The organism is Paraburkholderia sp. HP33-1 (assembly GCF_021390595.1).
Taxonomy (GTDB): domain Bacteria; phylum Pseudomonadota; class Gammaproteobacteria; order Burkholderiales; family Burkholderiaceae; genus Paraburkholderia.
In genome coordinates, this window is sequence record NZ_JAJEJR010000001.1 from 1,280,189 (window position 1) to 1,299,603 (window position 19,415).

A 19,415-nucleotide genomic window follows, 5' to 3' on the forward strand; every position below is an offset into this window, starting at 1 on the left:
TCTGCTTTGTGCGCCTGTCGCCAACGCTCGACAATTATTTCAAGATATTGCCCCGTAAGCTGCTCGCGCCTGATGGCGCTGCGATAAAATCGCGAGGCACATTGCGCACGCGACGGACCTTTCACCGTCACGGAAATGCGCCGACGTGCAGCGAAAAACAGAACATAGCGGCCAGGCGCCAGCGGCGCTGAGCAGGGGACTGGAATGACCACCATCGCAATCGAGACTCTGAGCCACAGCGGCACGACCGACGACGCGTCGCTCGTCGCCAGCTTTGCGCGGCAGCCCATTCTGAATCGGGACGGCATGCTGTGCGGCTACGAGATCAAGGTGCGTGCGCCTGAGCTGCCGCTCGCCGACGCGGACCACACGGCATCGCAAGCCGATACCTTGCCAGGCCGCGCGCCAACGCCGGCGGAACGCGTCGTGCGCGCGATCGTTCGCGGCCTCGTGCGGGGCGACGTGCTCGGCGCGCTGACAGGCCATCCGGCCTACGTCGATGTGAGCCGCGATCTGCTGCTCGACGATGCGATCCTGAGACTGCCAGCCGAGCGCTTCATGCTCGAACTGCCTTCATCGCTCGAAGTCGACGACGCGTTGATCGCGCGTATCGTGTATCTGCATGGCCGCCGCTACCGCTTCGCGCTCGACGACGTCACGCAGCCCGACGAGACATTCGCGAAGCTGCTGCCGTACGCCGAAGTCGTCAAGGTCGACGTCACGCGCGCGCCGCGCGCGCTGCTGCCGAAGCTCGCGAGCGTGCTGAAATCGGCGGGCAAGCTACTGCTCGCATCGGGTGTCGATGCGCAGGCCGACTTTGAAACGGCGCATGAGCTCGGCTTCGACCGCTTCCAGGGGTATTACTTCGCGCGTGCCCAAAGCTCGGCGACGCGCCGTGTCAGCGCGCCGCGCCACGCGCTTCTCAATCTGTTGCAACTGCTCGCGGGCGACCCGACGGTCGCGCAGCTCGAAGCCGAGCTGAAGCTGAACCCGCTGCTCGTCATGCATCTGATGAAGCTCGCGAATTCGAGCGGCCTCGCGGTCGGTCACAAGGTGACGACGTTGCGCGACGCGATCAACGCGACCGGCACCGACCGCATCGCGCGCTGGACGCAACTGCTGCTCTACGCCGACGGCCGCAAGGTCGCGATCGAGGACGATCCGCTGCTGCAACTCGCGGCCGCGCGCGCGCGCTTCATGGAGCTTGCGATCGAGCGCATGCCCGAGGCGGGCCGCGATGAAGCCGACGCGGCATTTCTGACCGGTGTGTTTTCGTTCGTCGATGCGGTGTTCGGCGGCTCGCTCGAAAAAACGCTGAACATCCTGACGCTGTCGCGACCGATCCAGGCCGCGATCGTGCATCGCGAGGGCACGCTGGGTGTGCTGCTGAGCGCGGTCGAAGCGCTCGAATGCGGCGCATGGGAGCGCATCGCGACACTCTGCGAGCGTGTTGCGCCATTGACCGTGGAAGAGGTCGCGCGGATGGGCCTCGCGGCCGGCGCATGGGCCGGTGTCGCGGATCGCAGCGCGCAAGGGCTGGAGCGGATCGAGGACTGAGCGGTTCGGGAACGTCGCGAACCTGAAGCTCGATGTCCCGCGCGTTATCAACGCAATCGTTTTCGGGCAAACACGGAAAGGACGGGGGTGAAGCAGGGTGATCAACGATCACGCCAGGTCTTCACGTCGTCTCCATTTCCCGCATCTGCCCCTGGCCGAAAAAACGTCCTAACTCCTGCGCCATTTCGTTGAGCACGCTCATCTCCTTCTGTGAGATGCGGCGCGCCTCCTGCGTATGCGACCAGTCGCCGTACATGAGCGCGACGGTCTGATCGGTTTCGTCGAGGACCGGCAACAGCACGAACGCACGCGCGTCGTCGAACGCGCGGCGGAACCACTCGGGCAGCCGCGCGACCATCTTCGGATCGCGCGCATTCTCTATAAAGATGCCCACCGAGTTCGCGATCGCGAGATGAAACACGTCGGGCTCGAACGCGGTGTTGAACGTGAGCCGCGGCAGCGCCGCGTCGATCTTCGGCCCGAGGCCGAGACGCGCCCTGAAGGTGCCGTTGCTGTGCTTGATGAACACCACGACGCGCGCGAAGCCGAGGCCCGCGAGCACGGTCTCCGCGGCCATCGCGAGCGCCGGTGCGAGCGGGCTGCCCTCGGGCAGGTCGCGCAGGTCATTCACGCCGACCGCGATGCGTGCTTCGGGCGTGAGCGCTTCGCGCGCGATCGCATCGGCATTCGCGCGCAGCTCGGAGATTTCCGCCATCACGCCGTCGCCGCCTTCCTCGCGCGCCAGCGCGACGCTCATCTGCAGCAGCACGTCGGGGTCCGTGTTCAACGCGCCGCTGTACTGCTGCGCAAGCTCGCCGATGCGTGCCTCGCGTTCCCAGTCGGGCATGTTCTGCTGCGTGAGCACGTCCGCGACCGCGGTCGAGTAATTGGTGATCGCGCGCAGCCACTGTACCTGGCGCGGTTGCGTCACGTCCTGCGGATCGAACTCGCCCATGCCCGAGCGGATCGTGTCGGGCAGGCGCCAGCGCACTGCGGCTTCGGCGCCGATTTCATCGAACGTGACGCCGAGCACGAGCACGCACGCGTCGGTTTCGAGCGCACCGCCTTCGATATGGCGGCGAATCTGGTCCCATTCGGCGTCGAGATAGAACACGACGAGCAGCTTGCCGATCTGCCGCATCAGCGTGCAGACCACCGCTTCCTCGCCGGCGCGCAGGTCGCCGCGCTCGGTCAGCTTGCGGGCGACGCAGCCCGACAGCAGCGTGCGGTTCAGCTCGAGTTTCGCGTCGATGCGGCGCGGCGCGCTGTGATGAAAGTGATCGACGATCTTCAGACCGACGACCAGATGGCCGACCGCGTCCATGCCAAGCACCATCAACGCGCGCGACACGGTCGTGATGTTGCCGCCGAACGCCATGTACATCGCCGAGTTCGCGAGCCGCAGCACCTTCTGCGTGAGCGCGAAATCCGACAGTACCACCTGCACGAGGCCGGTGAAGTCCAGGTCGTCGTTGTTGACCGCCGCCATGGTGCTGCGCAGCGATTGCGACAGCATCGGAAAATCGCCGCGCTCGCTCATTCGCGTCCAGAGCCGGTCGAGCACTGCCGCCTTTACCATGTGAGTCCCGCAAAAGCCATACGTGTTCCAGTGAATGCCGTGCCGGTCGTGAGCCGGCTTGTTCCGCTGCGTGGGCGTCGCGTCTGCATCGCCCGTTACGCGCTGTGCAACTCAAGCTCGCGCATTTCGAAACGCTGCGCGAGTTCTTCGGACGGCAGCGCCTTGCAGACGAGCCAGCCCTGAATGTGATCGCAGCCCATCTCGGTGAGCAGCGCGCGTTGCGCTTCCGTTTCGACGCCCTCGGCAACCAGTTCGAGATCGAGCGTCTGCGCAAGGCCGACGACAGCGCTAACGATTGCCTGATCGTTTCGCGAGGTTAGCAGATTCTCGACGAAACTCCGGTCGATCTTCAGCTTCGCCAGGGGAAAACGCTGCAGGTACGCAAGGCTCGAATAGCCGGTGCCGAAGTCGTCGACGGCGAAGCGGATGCCCATCGCGGTCAGGTCTTCGAGCAACGCCTTCGCGTGCGCCGGGTCGTGCATCAGCAGACTCTCGGTGATCTCGAAGACGACGCGGCGCGGATCGATGCCGGTCAGCTCGATCGCCTCGCGCACCGAATCCTTGAAGCGCGGATCGCGGAACTGTTGCGGCGATACGTTGACGGCCACGTACTGCAGGGGGATGCCCTTCGCGTCCCACTGGATCAGCTGCATGCACGCGATCTTCAGCACCCAGTTGCCGAGGAAGTTGATGAGCCCGATCGACTCGGCGAGCGGAATGAACATCGACGGCGGCACGAGGCCGTGCACCGGATGCGCCCAGCGGATCAGGGCCTCGACACCGACCACGCCCCGCGTGCGGCTGCTCGTGATCGGCTGGAAGTGTAGCGAGAATTCGCCGTTGCGCACGCCGTCGTAGAGGTCAGCCTCGAGCTTCAGGCGCTCGGCGTCGGCCGGGTTGTCGTCGGGCACGTAGAACGCGAACGTGTTGCCGCCCGCGGCCTTCGCCTGCGACAGCGCGTGGTCGGCCCAGCGCAACAGGTGCGCGTCCTGCCCGGCGGTGTCGTTCGCATGGCGTACGTCCGGGTACAGCGCGATGCCGATGCTCGCCGACAGGTGCACCTGCTGACCCTTGAACACGTACGGCTGCTGGATCGCGGTCAACAGACGCCGCGCCAGCGCTTCGGCGGCGGCCGCCGCATCGGTGCGGCTCGCGGCCGGCTTCACGAGGATCGCGAACTCGTCGCTTGCGACGCGTGCGATCGTTTCGTTCGGGCTCGTCATGTTCAGCAGGCGCCGCGACGTGTCGCGCAGCATTTCGTCGCCGGCGTCGTAGCCGAGCGCGCGGTTCACTCGCTGGTAGTCGTCGAGATCGAGCAGCAGCAGCGCGACCGGCGTGCCATGCGCGTCGGCCTTCTGCTGCTCGTCGAGCAGGGCGTGCAGCAGAGCCGCCTGGTTCGGCAGGCTGGTCAGCCGGTCCAGATGCAACGCCTGGGTCAGGCGCTCTTCGGTAGCGCGCCACGACGACACGTCGAAGCCGGCGACCGCGTAGCCGTCGACGCCGTCGTGGCTGCTGCGCACGACGCGCAGCTCGACCGTAATCGGATAGGTCAGCGACTTGACGAGCCCGAGCGTCGCTTTCTCGACGTTGCCCGAGGCCGCTGCCTGCTTGAGTAGCGCGTCGAGGCGCGGCACGTCGGCGGGCGCGACCAGATCGTGCAGCGTCGCGGTCTTCAGGTACTCGCGGTGATAGCCGATGAAGCGCAGGCTCGCGTCGGACACGTAGATGAAGTGCAACGCATCGTCGACGTGGGCGAGCAGGTCGACGGCGCCGACCACCTGTTCCAGTGGGGGCGGGCGGTTCGCGCTGCTCGGCCGGTTGTCGTCGTCGCGACGGCCGAACGCCCGCATCCGGTCGAAGACCGTGCGCAAGGAGCCCCGGCGGGGCGCGGTGATCGTGTTCGCTTCCATGTCTGTCGCTGGCAACCTGGGTTCGTCCGCGGGCGGGGCTGCTTGTCCGTTGGCCGGGGCGGCCGGCAGGTAGCAGGCCGCCCCATCAGAACGAGATAACGACCCGTGCAGGAAAATCTTTAGCGGCCAGATGAGAAAAACATCTGGTAAGGAGAAGCCGAGTGTCGTGGCCGGGGCGTATCGGTTAAAGTGACGGCGCTTCGAGGCCGTTAATCCGGCGAATGTCCATAGTTTCGCGACGGTCATGACGTCGCGCAGCCTAGCCTTTCCAAACCTTGCAACGATGATCCATATTCGAACGCCCCGTCGCCAGGTCCGCCAGACCCCTTCGCCCCGCCTTGCGGGACGTCGAGGTGCGTGATGCTTTCGCCGGCCAGTTGGCCGGCTCCCCCTGGCACGCGCAGCCGGACGTTGCTGCGCAGTACGTCTACGTCGGCCGCCAGCCGATTCTCGATCGCGACGGCGCGCTCCATGCGTATGAGCTGCTGTTTCGCGCGGGCAGGTACAACTACGCCGAAATCAACGACGACGCGCAGGCCACCGCGCAGGTGGTCGCGCGCACGATCGGCGGAATCGGCGTGCCGGCCGTGCTCGGCCAGCATCGCGGCTTCGTCAATATCGATCGCGCGCTGCTCTTTAGCGACATCGTCCATCTGATGCCGCCCGAGCGCTTCGTGCTCGAAATCCTCGAAACCGTGCGCTATGACGCGTCGCTCGCGCGCCGTCTCGGCGAACTGCGCCGCGCCGGCTTCCAAATCGCGCTCGACGACGTGCACGAGCTGTCCGACGAGCTGAACGCGATGCTGCCCTACGCCGACATCGTCAAGGTCGACTTCCTGCAGACGCCGCCCCGCACGGTCGCGAAGCTCGCGGCGATGGTGCGCGGCCACGGCAAGACGCTGCTCGCCGAGAAGATCGAGACGCGTGAGGACTTCGCGCTCGCCCACGAGCTCGGCTTCGATCTGTTCCAGGGCTACTTCTTCGCGCAGCCGCAGGTCTTGGCCACGCCGCGCAACCGCTCGCTGCGCCCGGGCCTGTTGCGGCTGCTCGCGCTGCTGTCGCGCGACGCCGGCATCGTCGAGCTCGAGGCGGAGCTGAAGTTGAATCCGAGCGTGGTCGTGCAACTGCTGCGGCTCGTCAATTCGAGCGCGTTCGGTCTTGGGCGCAACATCGCGTCGCTGCGCGAGGCGATCATCGCGACCGGCACGCGGCAGATCGCGCGCTGGGCGCAACTGCTTCTCTACGCGGACACCGGCGACCTGCCGTGGCGCGCCGATCCGCTCGTGCAACTGGCCGCGACGCGCTCGCGCTTCATGGAGCTCGCCGCGAACTGGCTGCGGCCGGCCGACGGCGAATTCGCCGACGCCGCGTTTATGACCGGCATCTTTTCGCTGGTGCACATCGTGCTCGACAGCACGCCCGACGCGGTGCTCGAAAAGCTCGGCCTCGCGCCGCAGATCCGCGAGGCGATCGTCGCGCGCAAGGGCGAACTGGGCGCGCTGCTGCTGATCGCAGAGGTCGCGGGCGAGGGCGGCGACGCCGCGCCGGTCGCGGCGGCGGCGGGTTTCCCGGTGCTGACGCCCGACGTGCTGTCGGAGCTGAACCTGTCGGCGGCGGCCTGGTTCGGCGCGCATGTGGCCGAGCCCGTCGGTTGATGCACGGAACTCGCGCGCCGCATGCTTTCGATTCGCTTGTGGTCCGCGCGGCGCGCTGACGTTGCGTGCGCATCCGTGGTCCAATAGACGGTTCAGCGACGGCCGTTGTGAAGCCGGTCGAAGCTGTCTTTGATGGACCGGATCAAACGCGTGCGCTCACGCATGGAGAAGCAGATGAAGACAAAACACATAGCGGCGGCACTGACCGCCGTGATGGCGTTCGGATTCGCGCTGCATTCGCCGCTTGCTTCGGCAACACTGAAGCCCGGCGACACGGCGCCGACGTTTACCGCCGAGGTCTCGCTCGGCGGCAAGACCTACACGTATTCGCTGGCTGACGAACTGAAGAAGGGGCCGGTCGTGCTGTACTTCTATCCGGCCGCGTTCACGAAGGGCTGCACGATCGAGGCGCACGAGTTCGCCGATGCGGTCGACCAGTACAAGAAGTACGGCGCGTCGGTGATCGGCGTGTCGCACGACAACATCGATACGCTGACGAAGTTTTCGGTCAGCGAATGCCGCAGCAAATTCCCGGTCGCGGCCGATGCCGACGCGAAGGTGATCAGCGCGTACGACGCGGGCATGCCGCTGAAGGCCGGCATGGCGAATCGCGTGTCGTACGTGATCTCGCCCGACGGCAAGATCATCTACGAGTACACGAGCCTGTCGCCGGACAAGCATGTCGAGAACACGCTGAACGCGCTCAAGGAATGGGCGGCCGTGCATAAGGGGCAGTGAGGGGCCGCGCGCGCGGCATCGCGTCTCGCTCGCGCCAGACTAGAACCTCTTATCGGATGAGATTGCGATGCCGATTCTCGTTGCGTTGATTGCGCTGATCGCGCTGGGGTTCGGTGCGGTGCGCGCCTTTGATGGGCTGCAGGCCGCTTTCGGGCTGGCGGTGGCGGAGAGCGTGGCCGTGCTGGCTGCGTTGCTGGTCGCCGGTGCGCTCGCGTACTGGCGGCAGCGGCGTCGCGAAGTCGCGCCGAACGTGCGCGACGGCGACTGGACGCACGAGCTGAAGGGCAGTTGGGGTTCGGTGCGCCTCGCGGCGGCCAAGCGGCTCTGCGAGATTCGCGTCGGCGATGAGCAGGGCGCGTATGTCTTCGCGGATCTGCTCGGCGCCGAAGCACAGGGCCGCGCCGCACAGTCGCGGCTCGCGCTAAAGGTCAAGGACGCACGGCACGGCGAGTGGCTCGTGCCGATGTCGAACGAGCGAGCGGCGCGCCGATGGCAGCGGATTTTCTCGCTGGCCATCGAGCAGAAGCTTTGAGCGCCACCTTGCTTCCATCATGACGACGTCGGCGCCGCGCCACCGGCGCGGCGTGCCTTTCTCGCTTCCCAGCGCACGCGGATGCGATCCATATACAGATAGACGACCGGCGTCGTATAGAGCGTCAGCATCTGGCTGACGATCAGGCCGCCGACGATCGAAATACCGAGCGGCGCGCGCATCTCCGCGCCTTCGCCGCTGCCGAACGCGAGCGGCAGCGCGCCAAGCAGCGCGGCGAACGTGGTCATCATGATCGGGCGGAAGCGCAGCAGACAGGCCTGGTGGATCGCGTCGCGCGACGACATCCCCTGGCGCGACGCCTCGATCGCGAAGTCCACCATCAAGATCGCGTTCTTCTTGACGATGCCGATCAGAAGAATCACGCCGATCAGAGCGATGATGCTGAATTCGGTCTTGAACAGCAGCAGCGCGAGCAGCGCGCCGACCCCGGCGGACGGCAGCGTCGAGAGGATAGTCAGCGGGTGGATGTAGCTCTCGTACAGGATGCCGAGCACGATATACACCGCCGCGAGCGCGGCGAGGATCAGGATCGGCTGATCCGACATCGATTGCTGGAACGCCTGTGCGGTGCCCTGGAAGCTGCCGTGGATCGTCGCCGGCATGCCGATCTCGGCCATCGTGTCGTAGATCGCCCGGGTGGCGGTGGACAGCGACACGCCCGGCGGCAGATTGAACGAGATCGTCGACGCGACGAACTGGCTCTGATGATTGACCGACAGCGGCGTGGTGCCCGGCCCGAAGCTCGCGATCGCCGACAGCGGCACCATCGTTTCCTTCGCGATCGACACCGCCGCACCCGACGACGCGCTCGCCTTGCCGCTCGCCGCGATCGAGTTGATCGCCTGATTGCGCGCGGAGTCGGCCGCGATGGCGGCCGCGCTCGATGTGGTGGTAGCCGCGGTGCCGCCGCTCGCCGCTTTGGCCGTCACGGTGCCGGCCGGCGCATTGGTGGTTTGCGCGCCGCTCGCGCTGCCCCCCGAGGTGCTGACGAAAATCTGCTTGAGCATCTCCGGGCTCTGCCAGTATTGCGGCGCGACTTCCATTACGACGTGATACTGATTCTGCGGGTTGTAGATAGTCGACACCTGGCGCTGGCCGAACGCGTCGTACAGCGTGTTGTCGATCTGTGCGGGCTTGATGCCGAGGCGGGATGCGGTTGCGCGGTCGATCGTCACCATCGCTTCGAGGCCGCCTTGCTGCTGGTCGGAGTTCACGTCCGCGAGCTCCTTGCGGGCCTGCAGCGCCTCGGTGAGCTTCGGCCCCCACTTGTACAGATCGGGCGTCGAATCGGCGAGCAGCGTGAACTGATACTGCGCGTTCGATTGCCGGCCGCCGACGCGGATATCCTGCACCGCCTGCAGGAAGGTGCGCGCGCCGGCCACGTCGCCGAGCGGCGCACGCAGCTGCTGGATCACCTGGTCGGCGGACAGCTTGCGCTCGCTCTTCGGCTTCAGCGACACGAACATGAAGCCCGAGTTGGTCTGCCGGCCGCCCGTGAAGCCGACCACGCTGTCGACTGCCGGGTTCTTGCCGACGATCGCCATCATCTCGGAGAACTTGCCCTTCATCGCCTGGAACGACGTGGACTGGTCGGCCTGGATGCCGCCGATCAGGCGCCCGGTGTCCTGCTGCGGGAAGAAGCCCTTCGGCACGATCACATAGAGCGCGACGTTCAGCGCGATGGTCAGAAACAGAACGATGAGGATCAACAGCGGATGACGCAGCGCCCAGCCGAGCGTGCGCTCGTAGCCGTGCTGCATCGATGCGAAGCCGCGTTCGAGCCAGCGGCCGAAGCGGCCTTCCTCGACCTTTTCGTGCGGCTCGCGCAACAGGCGCGAGCACATCATCGGTGTAAGGGTCAGCGATACGACCAACGACACCGCGATCGCGAGCGACAGCGTCAGCGCGAACTCACGGAACAGCCGCCCGACGATGCCGCCCATCAGCAGGATCGGCAGGAACACGGCGACGAGCGAGATGCTGATCGACATCACCGTGAAGCCGACCTCGCGCGCGCCGAGGAACGCAGCCTTCATGCGAGGCACGCCGTCTTCGATGTGCCGCGAGATGTTTTCGAGCACGACGATCGCGTCGTCGACGACGAAGCCGGTCGCGATGGTCAGCGCCATCAGCGACAGATTGTCGATCGAGAACCCCATCAGGTACATCGCGCCGAACGTGCCGATGATCGAGAGCGGTACGGCCACGCTCGGAATCAATGTAGCGCGCCAGTTGCGCAGGAACAGGAACACGACCATCACGACCAGCGCGACCGCGATCACGAGCGTGCGCTCGGTGTCCTTCAGCGACGCGCGAATGGTCGTGGAGCGGTCCGAGGTCGGCTCGATATCGACGTCGGCGGGCAGCGACGCGTGCAGTTGCGGCAGCATCGCCTTCACTCGGTCGACGGTTTCGATGATGTTCGCGCCCGGCTGCCGGTACAGGATCACGAGCACCGAGTGCTTGCCGTTGAAGAGGCCGAGGTTGCGCAGGTCTTCTACCGAATCGACGACCTCGCCCATGTCGGAGAGTTTCACCGGCGCGCCGTTGCGATAGGCGATCACGAGATCCTTGTACTGTGACGCCTTGCTCGCCTGGTCGTTCGTGTACAGCTGCACGCGATTCTCGCCGAACTCGATCGAACCTTTCGGACTGTTCGCGTTGGCCGAGGCGAGCGCCGCGCGCACGTCCTCGAGGCCGATGCCGTAATGCGACAGCGCATGCGGCAGCAGTTCGACGCGCACGGCCGGATTCGCCGACCCGCTCACGTCCACTTCGCCGACCCCCTGCACCTGCGACAGCGATTGCTGCAGCACCGTGGCGGCCGAATCGTAGAGCTGGCCGGCCGTGAGCGTGCTCGAAGTCAGCGCGAGAATCAGGATCGGCGCGTCGGCCGGGTTGACCTTGTGGTAGGTCGGGTTGCTGCGCAGGCTCGAGGGCAGGTCGGCGCGCGCCGCGTTGATCGCCGCCTGCACGTCGCGCGCGGCGCCGTCGATGTCGCGGTTCAGGCCGAACTGCAGCGTAATGCGCGTCGAGCCGACCGAGCTTTGCGACGTCATCTCGGTCACGTCGGCAATCGAGCCCAGATGCCGTTCCAGCGGGCTCGCGACGCTCGTCGCGACGGTCTCCGGGCTGCCGCCCGGCAGCGTCGCCTGAACCGAGATGGTCGGGAAGTCGACCTGCGGCAGCGGCGCGACCGGCAGCTTCGTGAACGCGAAGATACCTGACAGCGCGATGCCGATCGCCAGCAGCGTCGTGGCGACCGGGCGGGAAATAAACGGACGCGACAGGTTCATCGCCTAGTTCCCTGCATCGGCGGCGGGCGGCGTGGCGCTACCGGACGAATCGCCGCGGTGAAAGCGCTCGCGCAGCCGGCGGCCGAGCGAATCGAACGCGAGGTAAATCACCGGCGTCGTGAACAGCGTCAGCAACTGGCTCACGATCAGACCGCCGGCGATCGCGATACCGAGCGGACGGCGCAGCTCCGAGCCCGCGCCGGTGCCGAGCATCAGCGGCAGCGCCCCGAGCAGCGCGGCGAGCGTGGTCATCAGGATCGGCCTGAAGCGCAGCAGACACGCCTGGTAGATCGCCTCGCGCGGCGGCTTGCCTTCCTCGCGTTCAGCGTAGAGCGCGAAGTCGATCATCATGATCGCGTTCTTCTTCACGATACCGATCAGCAGCACGATGCCGATGATGCCGATGATGTCGAGATCGTGGCCGGTGATCAGCAGCGCGAGCAGCGCGCCGACGCCGGCCGACGGCAGCGTCGACAGAATCGTGATCGGATGGATGAAGCTCTCATACAGCACGCCGAGCACGATGTACATCGTGACGATCGCCGCGAGGATCAGGAACAGCTCGTTCGCGAGCGACGCCTGGAATGCGAGCGCCGCGCCCTGGAAGCGCGTCTGGAACGACGCGGGCAGACCGACGTCCTTCTCGGCCTGCTGGATCGCCTGTACGGCCGCGCCGAGCGACGAACCCGGCGCGAGGTTGAACGACACCGTGGTGGCCGGGAACTGGCTCAGGTGCGTGACGAGCAGCGGCGCGGGCCGCTCGATGAACTTCGCGATCGACGACAGCGGCACCTGGCCGCCCGACGACGTGGAAGAGGGCAGGTAGATCGAGTTCAGCGACTCGGTGTAGCGCTGCATCGTCGGCTGCGCTTCGAGAATGACGCGGTACTGGTTCGACTGCGTGAAGATCGTCGAAATGATGCGCTGGCCGAACGCGTCGTACAGCGCGCTGTCGATGGTGGCCGGCGTGATGCCGAAGCGCGCGGCGGTCGCGCGGTCGATCTCGATGAACACCGAGCGGCCGTTGTCCTGCAGATCGGTGGCCACGTCCGCAAGTTCTGGCGACTGCTTGAGCCGGTCGACCAGCTTCGGCACCCATGTCGTGAATTCGCTGATGTTCGGATCGGTCAGCATGAACTGGTACTGCGTCGGGCTCACGGTCGAATCGATCGTCAGGTCCTGCACCGGCTGCATGTACAGCGACGCGCCCGGAATGTGCGCGACGTCCTTCTGCAACTGGCGGATCACGTCGCTCGCGGTGTTGCTGCGGTCGTCGCGCGGCTTCAGGTTGATCAGCATGCGGCCGCTGTTCAGCGTGATGTTGCTGCCGTCCACGCCGATGAACGAGGTCAGGCTTTCGACGTCCGGGTTCTTCAGGATCTGCTGGGCGAGCGCCTGCTGACGCTCGGCCATCGCCGCGAACGACACGGACTGCGGCATCTGCGTGATCGCCTGGATCACGCCGGTGTCCTGCACCGGGAAGAAGCCCTTCGGCACGAACACGTAGAGCAGGCCGGTCAGCACCAGCGTGAGCACCGCGACCACCAGCGTGGAGCGCTGGCGGTTCAGCACCCACGTGAGCGCGACCGCGTAGCGTGCGATCACCCAGTCGATGAATTGGTGTGCCTTCGCCTCGAAGCGGTGGCTTTCAGGCGGCGGCGTGTGGCGCAGAAGCTTCGCGCACATCATCGGCACGAGCGTCAGCGACACGACCGCCGAAATGACGATCGTGACCGCGAGCGTGATCGCGAATTCGTGGAACAGGCGGCCGACCACGTCGCCCATGAACAGCAGCGGGATCAGCACCGCGATCAGCGAGACCGTCAGCGAAATGATCGTGAAGCCGATCTGCTTCGAGCCCTTCAACGCGGCTTCGAGCGCCGTGTCGCCTTCCTCGACGTAGCGCGCGATGTTCTCGATCATCACGATCGCGTCGTCGACGACGAAGCCGGTGGCGATGGTCAGCGCCATCAGCGACAGGTTATCGAGCGAGAAACCGCACAGGTACATCACGGCAAGCGTGCCGATCAGCGATAGCGGCACCGACAGGCTCGGGATGATCGTCGCGTAGACGTTGGCGAGGAACAGGTACATCACGAGCACGACCAGCACGACCGACATCGCCAGTTCGAACTGCACGTCGCGCACCGACGCGCGGATCGTGGTGGTGCGGTCGGTGACGACCTGCACGTCGAGCGCGGCGGGCAGCGACTGCTGAAGCTGCGGCAGCAGCGCCTTGATGCTGTCGACCACCTGGATCACGTTCGCGCCCGGCTGGCGCTGCACGTTCAGGATGATCGCGGGCGTGTTGTCGACCCACGCGCCAAGCTTCGTGTTTTCCGGTCCCGGCACGATGCTCGCGACGTCAGTCAGCATCACCGGGCGGCCGTTCTTGTATGCGACGACGGCGCTCTTGTACTCGTCGGCGTCGGTCAACTGGTCGTTCGAGTTGATCGTGTAGTTGCGCGTCGGGCCGTCGAAATTGCCTTTCGGCGTGTTGACGTTGAGGTTCGAGATCGTGGTGCGCAGGTCGTCGAGATTCAGGCCGTACGCGGCGAGCGCGCGCGGGTTCGCCTGAATGCGGATCGCCGGGCGCTGGCCGCCCGACAGGCTCACGAGACCCACGCCCGCGACCTGCGAAATCTTCTGCGCGAGCCGCGTATCGGCGAGGTCCTGCACCTGCGTGAGCGGCAGCGTCTTCGACGTGATCGCGAGCGTCATGATCGGCGCGTCGGCCGGGTTGACCTTCGCGTAGATCGGCGGCGCGGGCAGGTCGGACGGCAGCAGGTTGCCCGCCGCGTTGATCGCCGCCTGGACTTCCTGCTCGGCGATATCGAGCGGCAGGTCGAGGCTGAATTGCAGCGTGATGATCGACGAGCCCGCCGAGCTTTGCGACGACATCTGGTTCAGCGACGGCATCTGCCCGAACTGCCGCTCGAGCGGAGCCGTCACGGACGACGTCATCACCTCCGGGCTCGCGCCCGGATAGAAGGTCTGCACCTGGATCGTCGGATAGTCGACCTCGGGCAGCGCGGACAGCGGCAGAAAGCGCAGCGCGACGAGGCCGACCAGCATGATCGCCGCCATCAGCAGCGCGGTGCCGACGGGACGCAGAATAAAAGCGCGGGATGGATTCATGCGGTAAGTGCCGAGCCTTTACTTTATTGCGACGCTTGCGAAGCGTGCCGGCCGTGACGTGCGTGTGCGCCCGAGGCGGCCGCCGGGGCGCTGGCGCCCTGCGCGTCGGATGCGCCACGGGGCCGCTCGGCCGGAATCGTGATCTTCGCGCCTTCGCGCAGACGGTCCGAACCGTCGGTCACGACGCGCTCGCCGACCGCGAGGCCCGACTGGATGCTGGTGCGCTCGCCGTCGACCGGGCCGGTCTTGACCGGGCGCACGGTGACCGTGTTGTCGGGCTTCACGACGTACACGAACGCACCCATCGAGCCGTTGAGCACCGCTGAGGTCGGCACGATGACCGCGTCCTTGATCGTATCGACGAGCAGGCGCGTGTTGACGAACTGGTTCGGGAACAGCCCGTTGTCCTTGTTTTCGAAGATCGCGCGCAGCCTGATCGTGCCGGTGGTCGTGTCGATCTGATTGTCCATCGTCTTCAGCGACCCGACTTCGAGCGGATGGGTGTTGCTGCGGTCGTACGCGGTCGCCGAGAGCTGCTCGCCGTTGCGCGTGTGCTGGATGATCTGCTGCAGGTTGTCTTCGGACGTCGTGAAGACCACGCTGATCGGATCGAGCTGCGTAATCACGACGATGCCGTTGGTGAGGCCCGAGGTCACGTAGTTGCCCGGATCGACCTGACGCAGACCGACGCGTCCCGACACCGGCGCGGTGATGCGCGCGTAGATGAGGTCGAGCTTGAAGCTGTCGACGTTCGCCTGGTCGGCCTTCACCGTGCCTTCGTATTGCCGCACCAGCGACGCCTGCGTGTCAACCTGCTGACTCGCGATCGAGTCCTGGGCGAGCAGCGTCTGATAGCGCTTCAGATCGAGACGCGCGGTGGCGAGCAGTGCCTCGTCGCGCACCAGCGTGCCCTCGGCGTTGCGCAGCGAAATCTCATACGGGCGCGGGTCGATCTGGGCCAGCACGTCGCCCTTCCTGACCATCTGGCCTTCCTTGAAATAGACGTCCTGCAGCACGCCGCTCAGCTGCGGCAGCACGGTGACGGTGGCGAGCGGCGTGACCGTGCCGAGCGCGGTCAGCACGACCGGCATCTCGCCCTGCGTCGCGGTGGCGACGTGCACCGGCTGCGGCATGTCAAGCATCGCGTTCGGACCGCCGCGGCCGAAGCGGCCAGCGCGCGCACCGCTCGCGGCACCGGGCGCGCTCGCACCGGCGCCCGGGCCGCCCCAGGGATGCCAGCGCCACAGCACGACGCCGAGCACGACCAGCACCGCGACGATCAGCGCAATGGTGCGGCCACGGTGGCGTTTCACCGTGCCGGGCGCGCTCGATTGCGTGCCGCTCGCGGACGGTTGAGACGCGACGGGGCGTTGGGTTTCCGGGTGCTTTTGTTGTTCGTCCATCGGTTCGGTCAGGTGGCTGGCTTGGTGATGTGTGCCGTTCATGTAGACGCCGCGATTCGAAGTGCGGCGCCGCGGCACATGGGCGGCATGTCAGGCGGTTGTGGCAGCGAGCGCCGCGAAAGTTCAGGGCGATGCTACCCGAGGCGCGGGACAGAGATGTTAACGCAATGCGGAATCATCACAGATGGGCTGGGCCGTTTTCGACGGCGCTCACGACTCGCCGCGCACGCGTTCCCGCGACGGGATGCGTGATCGTACGTTGCTGCGTCCGTAACAGTCCACCCGCGTATTTTTTCGTTTGATTACGAAGGTTACAGGATGTCAGCGGATTGCCGGGCGAGAGCAGGGCGCCAGCACGGGGCGCCCGTTTGGCCCCCGTTGCGGGCGAGATCTTATTCGTCGAGTCGGCGCCCCGGCGTGCCGCCGATCTCCAGCACGATCTTGTCGATGCATTCGAGTAGCGCGGGCGCTGCGCGCGAGATCAGCCAGTCGCGCGGACATTGGTCGGCCGAGCCGCCGCAATTGACGGCGTAGCGCTCGCCCGACGGCCCGACGAAGCCCAGCGCGATCGCGTTCAGGCCGTCGTACCACTCGCCGGTGGCGATCGCGAAGCCGCGCTCGAGCGTGTCCTGGATCGCGCTTTCGAGACGGCTGCCGAGATAGCCCCAATCGTCGCCTTCGGCCGTCTGCAGGCCGGCGAGCAGCCGGTCGCGCTCGGGCTGCGCGAGCGACGCGAGGTACGCCCGGCCGACGGCGGTGCGCGTCAAGCTCATGCGCGAGCCGACTTCGAGCCGCGACACGAGCACCGCGGAACGCGGCCGGATCGTGTCGATCACGACCATGTCGTAGCGGTCACGTACCGCGAGATGCACCGACAACGCAGTGCGTTCAGCGAGTTCGATCAGGAAGGGGCGGGCGCGGGAGCGAATGTCGAAATTGCGCAGAAAGCCGTTGCTCAGTTCGAGCACGGACGAGGTCAACACGAAGCGCTCGCTGTCGGGCAGCCGCACCAGAAAACCGGTGCCTACGAGCGTTGCGGTGATGCGCGACACGGTGGGCTTCGGGATGCCGGTCAACTCGGTCAGATCGCGATTGCTGAGGGGTGCGTGTGCGGCGGCGACGGCGCGCAGCACGGTCAGGCCGCGCGCGAGCGCGGTGACTTCGTCGCTCGGGCCGTCCTTGTCCTTGCTGGATTGGACCTTGGCGGTTTCGGTCGGGTTAGGCGTGGATCGGTTCATGCGGTTTTTTGGAACTGTATTTCAAATTGTTCGTTCGGCAACCTGTTGACGGTTGCTTGTCGCAGGCGCGGACATCTCCAAACCGGGGCACGAATTTTTATATATGTTTTAGAGAACTCATTGTATCGGAATAATTTTCCGATTGACGGCCGCTAACCCATGTTTTGCTTGACTTAATCAGCATAACCATAAAAAATGGAACCTCATTTCGAAAGTCGCTTCCGCAGGCTGCATTTTGGTGCACGCGAGCGGAAATTCCCAGAATCCAGGACCGATCGCTCATTCAATGGGCGGCGCGGCTTTTGAGTACCGTCTCTCAGGTTCTAGCACGGCCCTCGGAATGGCTAGAACTTTTAAGGCGTCACGGCAACGTGACGCCTTTTTTTTATTATCGCCGCAATAAAAACTCAACGACTTTGCTTGCGGATTTGTGGCGACGGCTTTCTTAAAATAATTTCGTGGACGTTTTTTCAGCGCGCCAGCAATGAAACCGTCGCGATGCCGAGAATCGTCATGATCAGCGACGCGCTCACGTGAATTGCCACTTCGCCGGCCGCCCAGCCGAACCGGCCGTCCTGTAGGCGCTGCACGACCTCCGCGGAGAACGTCGAGAACGTCGAGAGGCCGCCCATCAAACCGGTGATGACGAACAGCCGCCATTCCGGCGCGAGCTGGGGCACGCGCGCGAAGCCCGCGACCGCCACGCCGATGATGTAGCCCGCGATCACGTTGGCGGCGAGCGTGCCGAGCGGCAGGTCGCTAAAGATTGCGTTCAGGCGAAAGCCGAGGAACCAGCGGAACAGCGAGCCGAGTGCGCCGCCAATCGCGACCGCGAGAAAAGACCAATACATGGAAGAGGATCGAAACCGGAATGTCGACAAACCGGTTGATGCGGGCGAGTTGATGCCGCGTCCGCATAACCGGGCGTAGCAGGCATCATCAGCCCCGAGGGCGGTTATTGGAGAATGCCATCTCCAGCGGCGGAGTCTAACATCGGCGCGCACATTTGGGGACAGGCGCGTGATCCGCGCCTCTCCCGTTTTCCTCGCAGGTCGCCGCTTCTTACTCCGCGGTCGCCGAAATCTTGTGAATCGACAGATCGGCGCCGTTGTACTCCTCTTCCTGGTCGAGCCGCAGACCGACCGTCATGCGGATCACGCCGTACACGATCGTGCCACCGAGCCCCGCCACGACGATGCCGCCGAGCGTGCCAATGACCTGCGAGCCGAACGACACGCCGCCCAGCCCACCGAGCGCGTGCATGCAGAAGATGCCGGCCGCGATGCCGCCCCATGCGCCGCACAGGCCGTGCAGCGGCCACACGCCGAGCACGTCGTCGATGCGCCAGCGGTTCTGCACACAGGTGAACATGTAGACGAACAGCACGCCGGCGATGCCGCCCGTGACCAGCGCGCCGATCGGATGCATCAGATCCGAGCCCGCGCACACGGCCACGAGTCCCGCGAGCGGACCGTTGTACGTGAAGCCCGGGTCGTTGCGGCCCGCGAGCCACGCGGTCAGCGTGCCGCCGACCATCGCCATCAGCGAGTTGACCGCGACGAGGCCGCTGATCTTGTCGAGCGTCTGCGCGCTCATCACGTTGAAGCCGAACCAGCCGACCGTGAGCACCCATGCGCCGAGCGCGAGAAACGGAATATTCGATGGCGGGTGCGCGGCGACGCCGCCGTCGCGGTGATAGCGGCCGTTGCGCGCGCCAAGCAGCAGCACGGCCGGCAGCGCGACCCAGCCTCCGAACGCGTGGACGACCACCGAGCCCGCGAAATCATGGAACGGCGCGCCGAAAGCATGCGTGAGCCAGTCCTGGATGCCGAAGCGCTGATTCCACGCGATGCCTTCGAAGAACGGATAGACGAACCCGACCAGCACGAACGTCGCGAACAGCTGCGGATTGAATTTCGAGCGCTCGGCGATGCCGCCCGACACGATCGCGGGGATCGCGGCGGCGAACGTCAGCAGGAAGAAGAAGCGCACGAGGCCATAGCCGTTGTGCTCGGCGAGCGACGCGGCGTTGCCGAAAAACTGCACGCCGTACGCGATCGTGTAGCCGATGAAGAAATACGCGATCGTCGAGACCGCGAAGTCCACCAGAATCTTGACCAGCGCATTGACCTGATTCTTCTTGCGCACGGTGCCGAGCTCAAGGAATGCGAACCCCGCGTGCATCGCCAGCACCATGGCGGCGCCGATCAGAAGAAACTCCGTGTCGGCCCCGTATTTCAGACTTTCCATTGATATGTCCCGCTTTCGCCAAAAAAGTGCGATATGGGAGCAAGAAGCGGGCCAAAGTTGTGCGGGTCGCGTCGATGCGGTGCAATCTGGCACCGGGA

Annotated in this window: 12 protein-coding genes and 1 riboswitch; of the genes, 4 read left to right on the plus strand and 8 right to left on the minus strand. The window is 65.7% G+C overall.

The window, feature by feature from the left end:
• Positions 1 to 204: 204 nt before the first annotated feature.
• The gene (locus L0U81_RS05815; protein ID WP_233800756.1) at positions 205 to 1,557 is read left to right on the plus strand and encodes an EAL and HDOD domain-containing protein; all 1,353 of its coding nucleotides are present in this window, start codon (positions 205 to 207) and stop codon (positions 1,555 to 1,557) included.
• 121 nt (positions 1,558 to 1,678) lie between these two features.
• On the opposite strand, the gene L0U81_RS05820 is transcribed toward L0U81_RS05815, so the two are convergent.
• Positions 1,679 to 3,136, minus strand: coding sequence for an HDOD domain-containing protein (locus L0U81_RS05820; RefSeq protein WP_233800758.1), 1,458 nt, complete (start codon positions 3,134 to 3,136; stop codon positions 1,679 to 1,681).
• A 95-nt stretch (positions 3,137 to 3,231) separates the two neighbouring features.
• Positions 3,232 to 5,046, minus strand: coding sequence for a putative bifunctional diguanylate cyclase/phosphodiesterase (locus L0U81_RS05825; protein WP_233800760.1), 1,815 nt, complete (start codon positions 5,044 to 5,046; stop codon positions 3,232 to 3,234).
• 353 nt (positions 5,047 to 5,399) lie between these two features.
• On the opposite strand from L0U81_RS05825, the gene L0U81_RS05830 reads away from it, so the two are divergent.
• From L0U81_RS05830 to L0U81_RS05840, 3 genes are all read left to right on the plus strand, one after another.
• Positions 5,400 to 6,701, plus strand: a complete 1,302-nt coding sequence (locus tag L0U81_RS05830) for an EAL and HDOD domain-containing protein (protein ID WP_442793386.1) — start codon at positions 5,400 to 5,402, stop codon at positions 6,699 to 6,701.
• 174 nt (positions 6,702 to 6,875) lie between these two features.
• Entirely contained in the window at positions 6,876 to 7,439 is a 564-nt protein-coding gene (locus L0U81_RS05835) for a peroxiredoxin (protein ID WP_233800761.1), read from the plus strand.
• Between the two features lie 67 nt (positions 7,440 to 7,506).
• A complete protein-coding gene (locus tag L0U81_RS05840; RefSeq protein WP_233800763.1) occupies positions 7,507 to 7,971 on the plus strand; it encodes a hypothetical protein in 465 nt (154 codons plus the stop codon).
• Positions 7,972 to 7,988: 17 nt separating this feature from the next.
• On the opposite strand, the gene L0U81_RS05845 is transcribed toward L0U81_RS05840, so the two are convergent.
• The 6 genes from L0U81_RS05845 to L0U81_RS05870 all read right to left on the minus strand — a co-directional run bounded on the left by L0U81_RS05845 (position 7,989) and on the right by L0U81_RS05870 (position 19,317).
• The gene (locus L0U81_RS05845) at positions 7,989 to 11,288 is read right to left on the minus strand and encodes an efflux RND transporter permease subunit (RefSeq protein ID WP_233800765.1); all 3,300 of its coding nucleotides are present in this window, start codon (positions 11,286 to 11,288) and stop codon (positions 7,989 to 7,991) included.
• 3 nt (positions 11,289 to 11,291) lie between these two features.
• Positions 11,292 to 14,426 carry an MdtB/MuxB family multidrug efflux RND transporter permease subunit gene (locus tag L0U81_RS05850; protein ID WP_233800767.1) on the minus strand — a complete coding sequence of 1,045 codons (3,135 nt, stop codon included), beginning with the start codon at positions 14,424 to 14,426 and terminating at the stop codon, positions 11,292 to 11,294.
• Between the two features lie 23 nt (positions 14,427 to 14,449).
• The gene (locus L0U81_RS05855; RefSeq protein WP_233800769.1) at positions 14,450 to 15,829 is read right to left on the minus strand and encodes an MdtA/MuxA family multidrug efflux RND transporter periplasmic adaptor subunit; all 1,380 of its coding nucleotides are present in this window, start codon (positions 15,827 to 15,829) and stop codon (positions 14,450 to 14,452) included.
• 392 nt (positions 15,830 to 16,221) lie between these two features.
• On the minus strand, positions 16,222 to 17,067 hold the full coding sequence (locus L0U81_RS05860) for an IclR family transcriptional regulator (protein ID WP_233800771.1): 846 nt from the start codon (positions 17,065 to 17,067) through the stop codon (positions 16,222 to 16,224).
• 470 nt (positions 17,068 to 17,537) lie between these two features.
• On the minus strand, positions 17,538 to 17,918 hold the full coding sequence (gene crcB / locus L0U81_RS05865; protein ID WP_233800773.1) for a fluoride efflux transporter CrcB: 381 nt from the start codon (positions 17,916 to 17,918) through the stop codon (positions 17,538 to 17,540).
• 72 nt (positions 17,919 to 17,990) lie between these two features.
• A riboswitch (Fluoride riboswitch) is annotated at positions 17,991 to 18,052 on the minus strand.
• 77 nt (positions 18,053 to 18,129) lie between these two features.
• The gene (locus L0U81_RS05870) at positions 18,130 to 19,317 is read right to left on the minus strand and encodes an ammonium transporter (RefSeq protein WP_233800776.1); all 1,188 of its coding nucleotides are present in this window, start codon (positions 19,315 to 19,317) and stop codon (positions 18,130 to 18,132) included.
• Positions 19,318 to 19,415 lie beyond the last annotated feature (98 nt).